The following is an 18,402-nucleotide window of genomic DNA, read 5'->3' as shown; positions in this document are numbered from 1 at the left end:
TTTAATTTAGTTAATAATGGAGAAGGTTATGACATTATTATGGTTAATACTTATCGTATTACTCAATAGTTTAAGTAAATATATAATCAATCGATATTTGAAGCATAATCTAATTATGCTACCGCGTATTGTAGGAACAATGACTGTGTTGTTTCAATTTGTACTAGTATATCTTTTAATTCAATCCATCATGCCATATGCTACGCATTTATTAAATTTATTTTATCATCAATAAGATAGATTCAAATAATTTAGAATGTAATAAGAGGTGCAATAATGAAAATTTATAGTCAAGGAGACCAAGCGATTATTATAGATATTGAACAAGAAGTCGCTGAAGATGTAACTAAAAATTTAGTTGCTGTACGTACACATTTATTAAATAAAGACTTACCTTTCATCACTGATATTGTACCTACAGAGTCTAGTATGATGATTTGTTATGATGCTCGAGATATGATTAAGCATTATAATATTTCATCGCCATTTCAATATATGAAGGCACTTGTAAATTCAATTCAAATTGAATTAGAACATATCGAAAATAAACAAACAGCGTGTCATTTTCATAATATTCCTGTGGTTTATGGTGATCAATTTGGACCTGATTTAGAGGCTCTATTAAAATACTATCGTCTATCTAAAGAGGAATTTATTCAACTTCATTCAAAATCACATTACTTTGTCTCTATGATGGGATACTCCCCAGGCTTTCCTTATTTAACAGGAATGAATGAAAAATTATATGTTAATCATACAAGTCAGAAGAAAAAAAGAGTGCCTGCAGGTTCTGTCATTATTGAAGGGAAAAAATGTGGCATTGTAACGACAGATACTTATAACGATTGGTTAGTCATTGGCTATACCCCAATTAAATTATTTTCACCAGAGCGCGATCACTTTAATTTATTAAAATTAGGAGATAATGTCTTATTTCATCCTAAAAACCCAAATGATACTGAATTAGGAGATTTTAAATAATGTCAATCATAATAGAAAAACCTGGACTTTTTAGCACGTTCCAAGACTTTGGACGCCAAGGGTATGAATATGAGGGAGTCATCCCTGGCGGTGCATTAGATACATTAGGACATGAAATTGCGAATCGTCTTGTAGCAAATGATAAAAACGAAGCAACTTTAGAAATGACACATATTATGGCGAAAATTAGATTCACAGAGCCTACTTTAATTGCCTTAACAGGTCATCACTTTGAAGCGTGTACAGAAAATATGAAAATTAAACCTTATAAATTGTATTTAGTAGAAAAAGGAGAAGTATTGTCTTTCAAAGAAACGAGTACAACATCCCGTGTTTATTTAGCTATTGGAGGAGGATTTAAATTAGATTCTTGGTTAAATTCAACTTCAACAGATTTAAATATTGGTGTTGGAGGATTTCAGGGGAGAACAATTCAAGAAGGCGATGAAATTGAAATGAAACGTGATTATACATCACGACATCGTAAACTTTTTGAAAATTTAGCACATCAGCGAACAACAAGTTGGGGAATTGATGGTTATGCTTTATCGTTTAATTACGTTTCTGATGTATTTCATGTCATTGCTAATAAAGGAACAAATGATTTTGATACTGATACACAACAAACATTTGTACATGGAGAGTACAAAGTAACGAATAAGTCTAATCGTGTAGGGATGTTACTAGAGGGTCCTAGTATCAAAGCCTATTATGAAGATATGCCTGAGTATCAACCAGTAAAAAAGGGCACTATTCAAGTAAAACGTGATGGTACACCTATTATTTTATTAAATGATCATTATACTATTGGAAGTTATCCACAAATAGGTACTATAGCAAGCTATCATTTGACTAAACTAGCTCAAAAACCACAAGGATCTCGTTTGAAATTTCAATTTATAGATATTGAAACGGCTGAAAAAAATACTGTGAAGTTTAGTAATTGGACGAATCAATTATTTCATGGTATCGAATTTCGAATGCAATTAGAAATGTTAAAATAAAAATATCATCAAAATATTGAACATTAATATTTTAATGATATTTTTTAATGTAAAGGTATAGGACTATAGTCTGATTAAATTGAATAGATTAGGCGTTATAATATATCAATCAGTTTAACAGTTTAGAAATGATTAGGTATATAAATGGGAAGGCTGAACTTGAGCTTTTTCTTGATAAATAAGTAAAAATACTTTATATTTATATATTGAACTATGAAGTATTATTACAAAAATATTACAAAATTCGTATTTTTTTAATAAATAGTTAACAATTAAATGTAGTGATAAAAAATGTTCTTTTATTAAATGATAATTAAAAATTTTATTGTTTTTAAAATATATTAAATTTTAAAAATAGCATTTGTAAATGGCCGTATTTGAATAACTATAAACGGAGGAAACATTCATGAGTTTACACAAAAGAAAAATAAGTCTTTTTGCGTTTTTCTTAATGACTGTATTTACAGTAACCTTGAAAACGTATTTCTCATACTATGTAGATTTTTCTTTAGGTGTTAAAGGATTAGTTCAAAATTTAATACTATTGATGAATCCATATAGTTTAATCGCGCTTATTTTAAGTATCTTTTTGTTCTTTAAAGGTAAGAAAGCATATTGGTTTATTTTTATTGGAGGATTCTTATTAACATTTTTACTCTATGCTAATGTTGTTTATTTTAGGTTCTTCTCAGACTTTTTAACGTTTAGTACATTAAATCAAGCGAGTAACGTTGAATCGATGGGGGGCGCAGTAAGTGCCTCTTTTAAATGGTATGACTTTGTGTATTTCTTAGATACGATTGTATATCTGTTTATTTTAATTTTTAAACGAAGTTGGTTAGACAAACGTGTATTTAGTAAAAAGTTTGTACCAGTAGTGATGGCAGCATCAATTGCATTGTTCTTTTTAAACTTAGCTTTTGCTGAAACTGATCGACCTGAATTATTAACTCGTACATTTGATCACAAATATTTAGTTAAATATTTAGGACCATATAATTTTACTGTATATGATGGTGTTAAAACGATTCAAAACAATCAACAAAAAGCATTGGCTTCTGAAGATGATTTAACTCGTGTTTTAAATTATACGAAACAAAAAAATACGGAACCAAACCCTGAATATTATGGTATTGCTAAGAAGAAAAATATCATAAAAATACATTTGGAAAGTTTTCAAACATTTTTAATTAATAAAAAAGTAAATGGTAAGGAAGTTACACCTTTCTTAAATAAATTATCGACTGGTAACGATGACTTTAGATATTATCCAAACTTCTTCCATCAAACAGGACAAGGTAAAACTTCTGATTCAGAATTTACAATGGATAATAGTTTATATGGTTTACCTCAAGGATCTGCGTATTCATTAAAAGGAGATAACACATATCAATCTTTACCAGCAATTTTAGATCAAAAAGAAGGTTACACTTCTGATGTTATGCACGGGGATTACAAAACATTTTGGAACCGTGATCAAATTTATAAACATTTTGGTATAGATAAATTTTACGATGCAACATATTACGATATGTCGGATGAAAATGTCGTGAACTTAGGGTTAAAAGATAAACCTTTCTTTAAAGCATCAGCAGAATATCAATCTAAAATGAAACAACCTTTTTATTCCCATTTAATTACATTAACTAACCATTATCCATTTACTTTAAATTCAGAAGATGCAAGTATTGATAAGCCGAATACAGGCGATTCTACTGTAGATGGATATATTCAAACGGCGCATTACTTAGATCAAGCTTTAGAACAGTATATTAATGATTTGAAAACTAAAGGATTATATGATGATTCAGTTATTATGATTTACGGTGACCATTATGGTATTTCTGAAAACCATAACAATGCAATGGAAAAATTACTGGGTGAGCAAATTACACCAGCTAAATTCACAGATTTAAATCGTACTGGCTTCTGGTTAAAAATTCCTGGTAAAAATGGGACTGTAGATGAAACATATGCTGGACAAGTGGATGTTATGCCTACTATTTTACATTTAGTTGGTATTGACTCGAAGAATTATTTAATGTTGGGTACAGATATGTTATCTAAAGATCATAATGATGTGATTCCATTCCGTAATGGTGATTTCATCACAAAAGATTATAAATTTGTGAATGGTAAAGTATATTCAAATAAAAATAATGAATTAATAACAACGCCACCTAAAGATTTAGAAAAAAATAAGAAACAGGTGGAAAAAGATTTAGAAATGAGTGACGACGTATTAAATGGTGACCTATTCAGATTCTACAATAATCCAGATTTCAAAAAAATTAATCCGTCAAAATATGACTACAAAATAGGTCCTTATGGAAATCAAAAATAATTCAATATTAGAGAGTGTGTAAAATAAACATTCTATATTAAATGCCCGTAGATAAGTTTTATCTACGGGTTTTTTATAGTTGCATTAAAAATAAACAAAAAAGAAAGGGAGTGTGACAGAATTCATTTTGAATTCGTCGTTTTATTGTGGCAACGTATTCTTAACTTGCGTTAGACGTAGACTTTCTTATTGAAAATTTTTATGTTGGAGTTCCGAGACTAGAATTGACTGCCAATATATAAAAAACGCCTAAAACAATTTATTATGTCTCAGGCTTATTCTTTAATTTAATTATCCTAATGATACGTCTAATATCATCATTATTACAAAACCAAGCATTAAGCTTAATGTAGCTAAATCTGTATTATTACCCGATTGAGAATCAGGAATAAGCTCTTCTACAACTACAAAAATCATTGCTCCTGCTGCAAAAGCTAATGCATAAGGTAGTACTGGAGTGATAAAAATAATTGCAATGGCACCTATAGTTGCAAAAATAGGTTCTACTATTGCTGATGCTTGACCATAATTAAATGCTTTAAAACGTGTTGCACCAGCGGCTCTAATCGGCATGGACAAAGCAGCTCCTTCTGGAATATTCTGAATACCAATACCAATTGCTAAACCAAGGGCTCCAAAAAAGGTAGCTTGTCCATTTCCAGTTGCAATTCCACCAAATGCTACACCAATTGATAAACCTTCAGGAATATTGTGTAAAGTGATAGCTAATACTAGTAAAGCATTTTTACTTAAAGAAGTTTTAACGCCTTCTCGATATTGACTTTTATCACCGATTTTTTGGTGTATATGTGGAATGACTGCATCAAGTCCTCTAATAAACACACCACCTAGAATAAAACCAATCGCAGCAGGTAACCAAGCAGGTAAATGACCATTTTTACCATAATCAAGGGAAGGTTGTAATAAAGACCAAAAACTTGCAGCAATCATAATTCCAGCGGCAAAACCTTGCATAGAAGTTAGAATTTTTTTGTTTACAGTCTTAAAAATAAAGACTGATGCAGCACCTAAAGCGGTTAATAACCAAGTAATAATACCGGCAATAAGTGCTTGAAGATAAGGTGGTAAATTTTCGAAAAAGTCTATCATATCTATTTTCTCCTTATATCATTTAGCATTAAAAAGGTGTATAATATATAGAACTGAATTAAGCTTATCAGAAATATATTGAAATTTCGATATTAAAAAGGAAGTAAAAATATGGAAGCGTATAAAATAGAACAACTAAATAAATCATATGCTGATAAAGTTATTTTTGATGACTTAAATCTCTCTATTTCTGAACATGAAAAAATTGGACTTGTAGGTATAAATGGTACTGGTAAAAGTACTTTATTAAAAGTCATTGGTAGTTTAGATGAAGATTTTTCAGCCGATATAACTCATCCTAATCAGTATCGCATTCGTTATTCTTCACAGAAGCAACATTTAAATGGTGATATGACAGTATTTCAAGCTGTTCTAAGTTCCGATACAGATACTTTACGTATTATTAAAACATATGAAGAAGCTGTGACTATATATACAGAACATCAAAACGATGCGAATTTTAAAAAAATGATGGAAGCTCAAGAACTTATGGATCAACACCATGCATGGGATTACAATGCTGAAATTAAAACTATTTTATCAAAATTAGGTATTAATAATACGACTAAAAAAGTTAAAGAATTATCAGGGGGACAACAAAAACGTGTTGTCTTAGCTAAGACGCTTATTGAACAACCTGATTTGTTATTGTTAGATGAGCCTACAAACCATTTAGACTTTGAATCAATTAATTGGTTAATTAACTATGTTAAGCAATATCCACATACAGTTTTATTTGTGACACATGATCGCTATTTTTTAAATGAGATTGCTACACGTATTGTGGAATTAGATAGAGGAAAACTTAAATCTTATCCAGGAAACTATGAAGATTACATTGCAATGAGAGCTGAAAATGAAGTGATTGAACAAAAACAACAAGAAAAGCAAAAAGCACTTTATAAACAAGAACTTGCGTGGATGCGTACAGGCGCAAAAGCAAGAACGACAAAACAACAAGCTCGAATTAATCGATTTAATGATTTAGAGACAGAAGTTCAATCTCATCATCAAAAAGATAAAGGTCAACTCAATCTTGCTTATTCTAGATTAGGCAAACAAGTATTTGAGTTAGATCATTTAACGAAAAAGATTCAAAATAAAATATTATTCAAAGATGTAACTGAAATTATTCAAAGTGGTCAAAGAATTGGTATTGTTGGCCCAAATGGTGCAGGGAAAACGACAATGTTAAATATTTTAAATCAAGATGATACTGATTATTCTGGAGAATTAAAAGTTGGCCAAACTGTAAAAATAGCTTATTTTAAACAAACAGAAGAAACTTTGGATAGAGACATACGTATGATTGACTATTTGAGAGAAGAAAGTGAAGTGGCAAAAGAAAAAGATGGTACTTCAGTTTCAGTTACTCAATTGTTAGAGCGATTTCTATTTCCGAGTGCTACTCATGGTAAAAAGATTTATAAATTATCAGGTGGAGAGCAAAAACGATTATATTTGTTAAGATTGCTTGTTCATCAACCTAATGTTCTGTTACTTGATGAGCCAACCAATGATCTTGATACTGAAACATTAACAATTTTAGAAGACTACATTAGTACATTCGGAGGGGCAGTAGTTACAGTAAGTCATGATCGTTATTTTTTAAATAAAGTAGCACAAGAATATTGGTATATTCACGATGGCCAATTAGAACGTATTATTGGAACATTCGAAGATTATGAGGCCTATAAAAAAGAAAAAGATCGACAGGATATACTTGAAAAACAAGCTCAACAACCTAAAACTAAATCAAACGTTCGTAAAAAGACGGGACTGTCTTATAAAGAAAAACGTGAATATGAAGCCCTAATGGAACGTATTGAAACGACAGAACATAGACTAGAGCAGATTGATACTGAAATGGTAGAAGCGAGCGCTGACTACGCTAAAATAAAAGAATTAAATGAAGAAAAAGAACATCTAGAGCAATCATATGATGTAGACATCACGAGATGGAGTGAATTAGAAGAAATAAAAGAGCAATAAGGGGAATGTAAGTATGGAAGCAACTTTGTCACATTATTTTGGTTATGATACGTTTAGACCAGGTCAAAAAGAGATAATTTCTAAAATATTAAATCATCATAATGTATTAGGTGTCTTGCCTACAGGTGGTGGTAAATCAATATGTTATCAAGTGCCTGGTTTAATGTTAGGTGGTACAACGATAGTAATAAGTCCATTGATTTCTTTAATGAAAGACCAAGTGGATCAGTTAAAAGCAATGGGTATCGAAGCAGCCTATCTAAATAGTAGTTTAAATAAAAAACAACAATCTGAGATTGAAAATAAGTTAATCACTGAAGGCATTCAATTTTTATATGTGGCACCTGAACGTTTTGAAAGTAACTATTTTTTAAAGTTGCTTAGTCAAATTGATATTAACTTAATTGCATTTGATGAGGCTCACTGTATTTCAAAATGGGGACATGATTTTAGACCTAGTTATCAAAGCGTCATAAACAAAGTGTTTACACTACCTCAAGATTTTACGATTGTAGCTCTTACAGCTACAGCTACGGCCGAAGTTCAACAAGATATTATGGAAAAATTAAATATCCGAAAAGAAGATGAAATTAAAACAAGTACCAAAAGACGTAATCTCATTTTTAAAGTAAATCCGACATATCAAAGACAAAAATTTGTTATTGAATATGCTAAAGCTCATAAAGATCAAGCAGGTATTATTTATTGTTCTACGCGTAAACAAGTAGAAGAATTACAAGAATCTCTAGAATCTATAAATATTGCTTCTGTTATTTATCATGCAGGTTTAACAAATAAAGAAAGAGAAGAAGCTCAAAATGACTTTGTATACGATCGTATTAAAGTTGTTATCGCAACAAATGCATTTGGAATGGGTATTGATAAATCTAATGTTCGTTATGTTATTCATTACAACATGCCTGGAGATCTTGAATCATACTATCAAGAAGCGGGTCGTGCAGGACGAGATGGCTTAAAAAGTGAATGTATTTTATTATTTAGTGAAAGAGATAAAGGATTACATGAATATTTTATTACTGTTTCGCAAGCAGATGATGATTATAAAGATAAAATGGGCGAGAAACTAACTAAAATGATTCAGTATACTAAAACGAAAAAGTGCTTAGAAGCGACAATTGTACATTATTTTGAACCGAATGCGCGTCTAGAGGAATGCGGTCAATGTAGTAATTGCATTCAACAAAATAAAACTTATGACATGACCAATGAAGCAAAAATGATTATTAGTTGTATCGCACGCATGCGTCAACAAGAAAACTATCATGTTATTATTCAAGTGTTACGTGGAGAATTAAGTGATTATATTAAATACAATCATTATCATCAACTTACAACACATGGATTGATGAAAGACTATACTACTTCAGAGTTAAGTCATTTAATTGATGAGTTACGGTTTAAAGGCTTTTTAAATGAATATAATGAAATTCTAACGTGTGATGAAAGTGTGAAAGAATTATTGAATAATGATGTCACAGTGTATACGACGCCATTTAAACATAAAAGTAAGGAAAAAGTTTTCATTAATACAATAGAAGGCGTTGATCGTGCTTTATATAGTGAATTAGTAGAAGTTCGCCGTCAATTAAGTGAAAAGTTGAATATTGCGCCTGTGAGTATTTTTTCTGACTATACATTAGAAGAGTTTGCTAAACGTAAACCAGAATCTAAACAAGAAATGATTGCGATAGATGGTGTAGGAAGCTATAAGTTAAAACATTATTGTCCTAAATTTCTTGAAACAATCCAATCATATAAAACGAATATCTAACAAAAAATTAAATATGACTTAATAAAACAACTTAGAAGCTAGAAAAATGTTTTAAGTTGTTTTATTTTTTATTGTTAAAAAATAATTAGTATTTAAATCTATTAAGTATGAATTTATCAATAAACATGATTTAATAGAAAATAAGCAATATAAATTTTATAGTGATGTGAAGGAAATGAAGGTGACAAGATGATAGAGTTTAAAAATGTAACAAAACGTTATGGAACGAATGTTGCAGTTGATGATGTGAGTTTTAAAATTAATGAAGGAGAATTTTTTATTTTAATCGGACCTTCAGGTTGTGGAAAAACAACTACTTTAAAAATGATTAATCGATTAATACCGTTAAGTGAAGGATACATTTATTTTAAAGATAAGCCAGTGAGTGATTATCCAGTTTATGAGATGCGTTGGGATATTGGATATGTACTACAACAAATCGCATTATTTCCGCATATGACGATTAAAGAAAATATCGCACAAGTTCCTCAAATGAAAAAGTGGAAAGACAAAGATATTCATCGACGTGTAGATGAATTATTAGATATGGTTAGATTAGATCCAAATACATACCGAGATCGTAAACCAGATGAATTATCGGGAGGACAACGTCAACGTGTAGGCGTGGTAAGAGCATTAGCAGCTGATCCTCCAGTAATATTAATGGACGAACCTTTTAGTGCGTTAGACCCCATTAGTAGAGAAAAATTACAAGATGATTTATTAGAATTACAAACGAAAATTAAAAAGACAATTATTTTTGTAACACACGATATACAAGAAGCAATGAAATTAGGAGATCGTATTTGTTTATTAAATGATGGTCGTGTTGAACAAATTGACACACCTGAAGGATTCCAAGAGCATCCTAGAAATCAATTTGTTCGAGAGTTTATGGGCGATCACTTGCATAAAGATATCAATAATTCAAAAATCTCCGATCTAAATCTTACAAGAACACTTACTGAATATGACGAAAAACAAGGATACCCAATTATAAAAGATAGTATGAAACTTCAAGATATTTACGAGATACTTGCTAAACATGAAGCAGTCATTGTAGAAAATAATCATGCTTTAACACAGTCATTATTAAGAAGAGAAGATGTTTTTGACTATCTATCTAAAAATGATAAGGAGGGTTAAAACATGAACGAATTTTTAACAACGCTCAATGATCGTAGAGGAGAATTACTAAGAACAATTTTTGAGCACATACAAATTTCTTTTATTGCTTTATTTATCGCAATTTTAATTGCAGTACCACTTGGTATTGCTTTAACTAAAACAAAGCGTTTATCTGAAGTTGTAATGAATATCGCAGCGGTATTACAAACTATTCCATCCCTTGCTTTACTTGGATTAATGATTCCAATTTTTGGTATAGGAAAAGTTCCAGCAATTATTGCATTAGTAGTATATGCGCTATTACCTATTTTAAGAAATACATATACAGGTATTAAAGAAGTAGAGCCTTCTCTAACAGAAGCAGCCAAAGGTATCGGTATGAAACCAATGCGACGTTTAACTAAAGTCGAGTTACCTATTGCAATGCCAGTCATTATGGCAGGTATACGTACAGCTATGGTGCTTATTATTGGTACTGCTACATTAGCTGCATTAATTGGAGCAGGTGGATTAGGGGATTTGATCTTATTAGGCATTGATCGTAACAATACAGCACTTATATTGATTGGCGCTATTCCAGCTGCATTATTAGCTATTTTATTTGATTTTATATTGCGTTATATGGCGAAATTATCTTATAAAAAACTTCTTATTACACTAGGTATTATTCTATTAATTATCTTACTTGTTATTGTTGTTCCACTCTTTGGTAAAAAAAGTGCAACGATTACTATGGCAGGAAAATTAGGTTCTGAACCTTCAATTATTACGAATATGTATAAAATATTAATTGAAGAGGAAACACATGATACAGTTAACGTTAAAAGTGGTATGGGTAAAACCTCATTCTTATTTAATGCGTTAAAATCAGACGATATAGATGGGTACTTAGAATTTACAGGTACAGTACTAGGAGAACTTACTAAAGAGGATCTAAAATCTAAAAAAGAAGCTGATGTATATCACCAAGCTAAAGCAAGTTTAGAGAAAAAATATGATATGACGATGCTTAAACCAATGAAATATAATAATACCTATGCTTTAGCTGTTAAAAGAGATTTTGCTAAACAATATAATTTACAATCAATTGGTGATTTACGTAAAGTACAAGGTCAACTTAAACCAGGATTTACTATGGAATTTAAAGATAGAGATGATGGTTATAAAGCAGTAGCTAAAAAATATAACTTGAATCTTTCTAATATTAAACAAATGGAACCTAAACTACGTTATACGGCAGTAGAGAAAGGCGACATTAATCTTATTGATGCGTATTCTACAGATGCTGAATTAAAACAATATGATATGGTAGTACTTAAAGATGATAAACATGTTTTCCCACCTTATCAAGGTGCTCCAATGTTTAAAGAAAAGTTTCTAAAAGAACATCCGGAAATTAAAAAAGCTTTAAATCAATTATCAAATAAAATTACGGATGAACAAATGCAAGAAATGAATTATAAAGTGACAGTGAAAAATGAAGATCCATATAAAGTTGCTAAACAATATTTAGAAAAAGAAGGATTGGCACATTAAATTTGTAAAAAGCTCATAGATACATTTTATCTATGAGCTTTTTAACACATAAAGTATAAATCGATAATTTATGGTACTATTTTAATTAATAAGTGAAAAAGGAAAGTAACTTAATTTATATAGGAGTGATCATAAATGAAAAAACAACTACAACAATTATCGGCATATCAACCTGGGTTATCACCGCAAGCACTTAAAGAAAAATTTGGTATAGAAGGTGAGTTATATAAACTAGCATCGAATGAAAATTTATATGGACCATCACCTCGTGTAAAAGAAGCAATTGAAGCGCACTTAGATGAGTTATTCTACTATCCGGAAACAGGCTCTCCATCATTACGAAAAGCAATTAGTAAGCATTTAAATGTTGATGAATCTCGAATTTTATTTGGCGCAGGTTTAGATGAAGTAATACTTATGATTTCTAGAGCAGTTTTAACACCAGGAGATAAAATTGTGACAAGTGAAGCTACTTTTGGACAATATTATCATAATGCGATTGTTGAATCAGCTGAAGTTGTAAAAGTACCGTTAAAAAATGGCGGATTTGATTTGGAAGGCATTTTAAAAGAGGTTAATTCTGATACCTCATTAGTATGGTTATGTAATCCTAATAATCCTACAGGTACATATTTTAGTCATGATGAATTAGAGTCATTTTTGGAACGTGTTCCAAGTCATGTGCCAGTCTTAATTGATGAAGCGTATTTCGAATTCGTCACTGCTGAAGATTATCCTGATACATTAAAACTACAAGAACGCTTTGATAATGCATTTTTATTAAGAACATTTTCTAAAGCATATGGATTAGCAGGTTTACGTGTAGGATATGTTGTGGCAACAAATGAAGCTATTGAAAAATGGAATATCATTCGTCCACCATTTAATGTGACACGAATTTCAGAATATGCAGCGATTGCAGCATTAGAGGATCAAGATTATTTAAAAGAGATTACTAAAAAAAATGCAAAAGAACGTGAAAAGTTTTATGACATTGAACAAAGTAAACACTTTTTACCTAGTCAAACGAACTTTGTATTTGTAGTAACAGATAAGCCACAAGCATTGTATAATGAATTACTAAACGTTGGCTGTATCACTAGACCATTTCCTAATGGAGTACGTATTACAATTGGATTTGAAGAACAAAATAATAAAATGATTGAAGTATTAAAACAATTTAATTATTAAACTAATGAAAAACCTTTAATTACGATTCATGACGAATTAAAGGTTTTTTGCTATACTTTGAAAATGTGCAAAAGATAACTAAGGAAGTGATAGCATGGCACGTAAATCTATAGCAATAGATATGGATGAAGTATTAGCAGATACTTTAGGTGCAATTATTGAAGCAGTTAATATTGAAACTAAATTAGGAATTACAATGGAATCATTAAATGGTCACAAATTAAACCATGTGATTCCTGAACATGATGGGTTAGTAAGAGATATTTTAAGAGCGCCAGAGTTTTTTAGACATCTTAAAGTGATACCACATGCTCAAGAGGCAGTAGAAAAACTTAATGAGCATTATGATGTATACATCGCTACAGCGGCAATGGACGTACCCACTTCATTTCATGATAAATATGAATGGTTATTAGAATATTTTCCATTTTTAGATCCACAGCATTTTATTTTTTGTGGAAGAAAAAATATTGTTAAAACAGATTATTTAATAGATGATAATCCTCGTCAGCTTCAAATTTTCGAAGGAGAACCTATTATCTTTACGGCTGCACATAATATAAATGAAACACGTTTTAAACGAGTGAATGGCTGGAAAGATGTAGAAGCAATGTTTTTAAATAACAATTAAAGTAAAAAGGTATGTATGAAGCTTGAAGCAATCATACATACCTTTTGATTATGATATAGTTGTTATTTCTCATCATTCGAAAAAGTAAGGATATTGATTGCTTTAGGTAACACATCAATAGTGATAGGTGTTTCTAAATTAATTTCTCCATCAATATCTACTTTCATAGTTGGTTCAGTGCGTAATGTTATGTGAGAACCTGGAATATGATTAATTCCTTCGGTAATTTCATTCCAATTCATGCTATCTCTTTTTTTGAAAATATCGTTTAAAATACTAAAACTTTGTTGTTCAAATATAAAACTATTTAATTTTCCATCTTGTGGAGAAAGATCTGTAAGTGGAATGCGACTGCCACCAATATTAGGTCCATTTGCTATAACTAGCATAGACGTATTTCCTTTATATTCTTTGTCGTCTACTGTCATTGTATAGTCAAAATGGTCGGGATTCATGAGTGTTTTTACAGTGGAACCAACATAGCTTAATTTTCCAAAGATATCTTTGCGTCCTTCTTGAACATTTTCAGCATTTTGCACCATAAGTCCTAGCCCGACAAAGTTAAGTACATAATTATCATTTACTTTCATAACATCATATGACTCAACATGTGAAGACAACAATTGTTCACTAGCTTTTTTGAAGTCAGGATTTAAGTTTAATGTTTTAGTAAAATCGTTAAATGTTCCACCTGGAATGATACCTATAGGAAGGTTTAGATCATATTTCATTACACCATTAATCAATTCGTTAACTGTACCGTCTCCTCCCAATATAAAAACGATATCGATATCATTACTATAAGTATGGTCTTTTATTTCTTTACAATATCTTTCAATGTTACCTTCATTTTCACTTAATTGTATTGAAAGATGCTTACATAACTGAGTTAGTGATTTAGCGACTTCTCCCAATCCATCATAGATATCTTTAAGTCCGCTATGTTCATGGTAAAATAACACCCCATGATTATACTGTTGCTCCATAGTTCAACCTACTTTCATTTAAAATTATATTATAAATAATTACCCTGAATTTTATAATTTTAAATATATAAGTAAAAAATACTTCTATATGTTATAACTAGAAGTATTTTTTACTATTTTGTATTTAATTAGTGAATACCTTTCATAGCTTTCGTAATCTTAGGTGAGAAAACTAAAATGATAAGAGTAATAACAATAGCAACTGTGCCTAAGAAAATAAAATAATTAGTTTGACCAAGTGGTTTAATTAATTTTACTAATGTACCGTTAATTGCTTGTGCTGAAGCATTTGTTAATAGCCATACACTCATCATTTGAGCATTAAATGCTTTAGGTGCAAGTTTAACAGCAGCACTATTACCTGTAGGTGATAAACAAAGTTCCCCAATAACACAGATTACATATGATAAAATAACCCAGTTAACTGAGAATTGTGTATGTCCATAACCTAAACCAACTAATCCAATTAGAATGTATGATAAACCTGCTAGTAATGTACCAATACTAAATTTAATAGCTAAAGAAGGTTGCTTTTTACCCATTTTTAACCAAATCATAGAAATAACTGGTGCAAATAATAAAATAAATAATGGATTGATAGATTGGAACAAAGCTTCTCCAAATCGAGTTGTCCAACCAAATAAGTTGAGTTGCATGTCAGAACGTTCCAAACCATAAATATTTAAAACGTTAGAACCTTGTTCTTGAATTGACCAGAATAACATACCTAAAATAAATAAAGGTATAAATGCTTTTACTCGAGAACGTTCTCCATCGGTAACGTCTTTACTACGAAGCATAGTTGTAAAGTAAATGATTGGTAAAGCTACTCCTAGAACTAATACAGTATTACTAATTAAATCGAAGGAAAGTGTATGGGTATAATATGTAACTAATAATACGACAATCACAATTGCTACTATGATACCGATAATCATTCCATATTTACGCTTTTCTTCTTTAGATAGTGGATTCGTAGGTTTCATTCCAACACTACCTAAATTTTTTCTATTAAATAATAAATACCAAACAAGACCTAATGCCATACCAATAGCTGCAAGAAGGAAGCCACCATGGAAATTACGTATATCTACAAAATGTTGCAGTATGATAGGTGAAATTAATGCACCTAAGTTAACAGACATATAGAAAATAACGAAACCTGCATCAATACGTGTATCATTTTCAGGATATAAACGACCTACAATATTTGAAATATTAGGTTTCATTAAACCTGATCCGATAATAATAAAGAACATTGATGAGAATAAACCAAATAAGGCGAATGGTAAACTTAAACAGATATGTCCAATAATAATAAGTACAGCACCTAATAAAGTAGCACCACGTGTGCCTGTAATTCTATCAGCAATCCATGCGCCAGGAATAGAAGACATGTAAATCAGTGCTCCATATACTGACATAATTGACATTGCTGTAGTTTTATCAATACCTAATCCATTCTGGTGTATTGCGAAATACATATAAAATATGAGCATCGCACGCATACCGTAGTAACTGAATCTTTCCCAAAACTCTACGAAAAAGAGCACACCTAATCCCCTAGGATGACCGAAAAATCCTTTCTGTGGTATTGATTGAATTGTTTGTTCATGGGAGTTATTTGTTGCCATTAACATCCCACTCCTTTCTTTCCTAATATGACTGATTACTATGTAAATAAGATTGTACAATTAAGTTTTACAAAAATTTCTTAAAAATATAAATTTTTAGAATTTTCAGTCAAATAAAATATAATAACTTATAAAAATAAAAGACCTATATCTTTATAAATTTCAACGATAATATTAAAATACGCTTTAATTTAATAAATCGCAATAGTTTATTAAAAAAAACTAGAATAAAAATGACTCCTTTTATATTACATTAGTAAAAATAAAAGGAGTTAAAAACATTTTATCGATTGTCTATTTTTTCAGGATACATATCGTGATTCATTAAACGATGTTCGGCCATCTTTTCATATTTAGAGTTTGGACGACCATAATTTGTATATGGATCTATTGAAATGCCTCCACGTGGCGTGAACTTACCCCATACTTCTATATAATGAGGATCCATTAAGTCAATTAAGTCATTCATGATAATATTCATACAATCTTCGTGAAAATCACCATGATTTCTAAAACTAAATAAATATAATTTTAGTGATTTTGATTCTACCATTTTTATATTTGGTATATATGAAATATAAATTGTAGCAAAATCGGGTTGTCCAGTGATGGGGCAAAGAGAAGTGAATTCTGGACAATTAAACTTTACAAAATAATCTCTTCCTTGATGTTTATTATCAAAAGTTTCGAGTACTTGGGGTGTATAGTCAAATTCATATTTATTATTTTGATTGCCTAATAATGTAATATCTTGTAATTCTTCTTTATTGCGACCTTGTGTCATAATTTGCCTCCTAATTGTTAGATGTATTAGATTGTCTACGTGCTTTTTCAAACATAAAGTAACTAGCGCCAATAATGATGATATAACCTATAAATGCATAGAAATCTGGTGTTTCTCCGAATAATATAAAGCCAAATAATGCAGTAAATAATATAGAAGCATACGTAAAAATAGAAATGTCTTTTGCTGGAGCAAAACTATATGCTAATGTAATACCAATTTGTCCTACTGCCGCTGATAATCCAGCTCCTAATAAATATATAATTTGTAACTTTGTCATCGGTTCATATGTTGCAATAGAAAATGGAATAAGAACGATGACTGAAAATAATGAAAAATAAAATACAATAGTATAAGGTGCTTCACGTTTACTTAATGCTCGTACACAAGTATATGCAGATGCAGCGAAGATACCTGAGAATAAACCGGCTAAAGAAGAGAACATAGTTGAAGAAAATTCTGGTTTAACAATGAATAACATACCAAAAATAGCAATTAACATAGCTATAATTTGATACCTTTTAATATTCTCTTTTAAAAATATTAAACTTAATAAAATAGTCCAAAAAGGGTTAAGCTTCATTAAAGTATCAGCATCACTTAACACCATGTGATCAATAGCGTAAATATTTAATAATACCCCTATAAGACCTAACGTCGATCTAGTCATTAAAAGGGGTTGACTACTCATTTTACCCAATATAGGTTGCCTATATTTTATTATGAAAAATAATGGAATAAACATGGCTACCAAATTTCTTGCTAAAGATTTTTGAAATACGGGTAAGTCTCCGGCTAGTCTAAAAAAAACAGACATAAAACTAAAACCAATAGCAGAAATTAAAATAGCAATGATACCTTTTACCTTAGGATTCAAAGTATATCTCCTCATTTATAAAAATTTAACGTCTATATATTAGCATAATTTATTTGTGGATGCATAAGTACTTGCAAAGATAAAAAAGAAAAATTATAATGATAACGAACATATGTTCTTAATATGGTTAGATATACTCTAAATTTTTAATTCGTAAAATAGAAATTTATTCGGCTTTTAATATAAAAAATGAGTTATTTTTTTTAATAAATGGTTAACAATATATTACGATTTACATTCTTATGTATTGGAAATCCCGAATAAATAAGGTTTAGTAATGGTAGGCAAAAAATCAAGTGAAATACCTTAAAAAAACTAAAATAAAATTTTCTTAGTTTTTAATATAGCTATGATGCACCTTTAACCGATTTCACGAACATTTGACATCAAATATTAACTTTTAATTAGGGTA

At 30.2% G+C, this 18,402-nt stretch carries 15 protein-coding genes; 10 read left to right on the top strand and 5 right to left on the bottom strand.

Going from position 1 to position 18,402, the window contains the following annotated elements:
• Positions 1–28 precede the first annotated feature (28 nt).
• The 4 genes from NST64_RS09695 (at position 29) to ltaS (ending at position 4,329) form a co-directional block, all read left to right on the top strand.
• Complete coding sequence (locus NST64_RS09695; RefSeq protein ID WP_002449078.1) at positions 29–235, top strand: hypothetical protein; 207 nt, start codon at positions 29–31, stop codon at positions 233–235.
• A gap of 41 nt (positions 236–276) precedes the next feature.
• On the top strand, positions 277–981 hold the full coding sequence (locus NST64_RS09690; RefSeq protein ID WP_049418623.1) for a 5-oxoprolinase subunit B family protein: 705 nt from the start codon (positions 277–279) through the stop codon (positions 979–981).
• Positions 981–1,985 carry a 5-oxoprolinase subunit C family protein gene (locus NST64_RS09685; RefSeq protein WP_002449095.1) on the top strand — a complete coding sequence of 335 codons (1,005 nt, stop codon included), beginning with the start codon at positions 981–983 and terminating at the stop codon, positions 1,983–1,985. Before NST64_RS09690 ends, NST64_RS09685 begins: the two co-directional genes overlap by 1 nt.
• A 406-nt stretch (positions 1,986–2,391) precedes the next feature.
• Entirely contained in the window at positions 2,392–4,329 is a 1,938-nt protein-coding gene (gene ltaS, locus NST64_RS09680) for a polyglycerol-phosphate lipoteichoic acid synthase LtaS (RefSeq protein WP_002449089.1), read from the top strand.
• Between the two features lie 291 nt (positions 4,330–4,620).
• On the opposite strand, the gene NST64_RS09675 is transcribed toward ltaS, so the two are convergent.
• The gene (locus NST64_RS09675) at positions 4,621–5,439 is read right to left on the bottom strand and encodes a ZIP family metal transporter (RefSeq protein ID WP_049418627.1); all 819 of its coding nucleotides are present in this window, start codon (positions 5,437–5,439) and stop codon (positions 4,621–4,623) included.
• Between the two features lie 111 nt (positions 5,440–5,550).
• On the opposite strand from NST64_RS09675, the gene NST64_RS09670 reads away from it, so the two are divergent.
• The 6 genes from NST64_RS09670 to NST64_RS09645 all read left to right on the top strand — a co-directional run bounded on the left by NST64_RS09670 (position 5,551) and on the right by NST64_RS09645 (position 13,709).
• Positions 5,551–7,431: an ABC-F family ATP-binding cassette domain-containing protein gene (locus tag NST64_RS09670; RefSeq protein WP_049418629.1), complete on the top strand. Its 1,881-nt coding sequence runs from the start codon at positions 5,551–5,553 to the stop codon at positions 7,429–7,431.
• 13 nt (positions 7,432–7,444) lie between these two features.
• Entirely contained in the window at positions 7,445–9,223 is a 1,779-nt protein-coding gene (gene recQ / locus NST64_RS09665; protein ID WP_002449083.1) for a DNA helicase RecQ, read from the top strand.
• Between the two features lie 189 nt (positions 9,224–9,412).
• Complete coding sequence (locus NST64_RS09660) at positions 9,413–10,369, top strand: ABC transporter ATP-binding protein (protein ID WP_002449069.1); 957 nt, start codon at positions 9,413–9,415, stop codon at positions 10,367–10,369.
• A gap of 3 nt (positions 10,370–10,372) precedes the next feature.
• Entirely contained in the window at positions 10,373–11,887 is a 1,515-nt protein-coding gene (locus NST64_RS09655; RefSeq protein WP_002455632.1) for an ABC transporter permease/substrate-binding protein, read from the top strand.
• A 135-nt stretch (positions 11,888–12,022) separates the two neighbouring features.
• A complete protein-coding gene (hisC, locus tag NST64_RS09650) occupies positions 12,023–13,078 on the top strand; it encodes a histidinol-phosphate transaminase (protein WP_002449088.1) in 1,056 nt (351 codons plus the stop codon).
• A 94-nt stretch (positions 13,079–13,172) separates the two neighbouring features.
• Positions 13,173–13,709: a 5' nucleotidase, NT5C type gene (locus NST64_RS09645; protein WP_002455631.1), complete on the top strand. Its 537-nt coding sequence runs from the start codon at positions 13,173–13,175 to the stop codon at positions 13,707–13,709.
• Positions 13,710–13,771: 62 nt separating this feature from the next.
• Here NST64_RS09645 and NST64_RS09640 read toward each other — a convergent pair whose 3' ends face one another.
• The 4 genes from NST64_RS09640 to NST64_RS09625 all read right to left on the bottom strand — a co-directional run bounded on the left by NST64_RS09640 (position 13,772) and on the right by NST64_RS09625 (position 17,990).
• Complete coding sequence (locus tag NST64_RS09640) at positions 13,772–14,695, bottom strand: diacylglycerol/lipid kinase family protein (protein WP_002449080.1); 924 nt, start codon at positions 14,693–14,695, stop codon at positions 13,772–13,774.
• A 128-nt stretch (positions 14,696–14,823) separates the two neighbouring features.
• Positions 14,824–16,329, bottom strand: a complete 1,506-nt coding sequence (locus NST64_RS09635) for an S-Cys-Gly-3M3SH uptake peptide MFS transporter (RefSeq protein WP_002449073.1) — start codon at positions 16,327–16,329, stop codon at positions 14,824–14,826.
• A 283-nt stretch (positions 16,330–16,612) separates the two neighbouring features.
• Complete coding sequence (gene queF / locus NST64_RS09630; protein ID WP_002449091.1) at positions 16,613–17,113, bottom strand: preQ(1) synthase; 501 nt, start codon at positions 17,111–17,113, stop codon at positions 16,613–16,615.
• A 10-nt stretch (positions 17,114–17,123) separates the two neighbouring features.
• On the bottom strand, positions 17,124–17,990 hold the full coding sequence (locus NST64_RS09625; RefSeq protein WP_002449096.1) for a DMT family transporter: 867 nt from the start codon (positions 17,988–17,990) through the stop codon (positions 17,124–17,126).
• Positions 17,991–18,402: the final 412 nt, after the last annotated feature.

This window comes from Staphylococcus sp. FSL W8-1268 (genome assembly GCF_038003965.1).
GTDB lineage: Bacteria > Bacillota > Bacilli > Staphylococcales > Staphylococcaceae > Staphylococcus > Staphylococcus hominis.
Note: the sequence above shows the minus strand (reverse complement) of the source record. Positions and strands in the feature narration are given on the sequence as shown.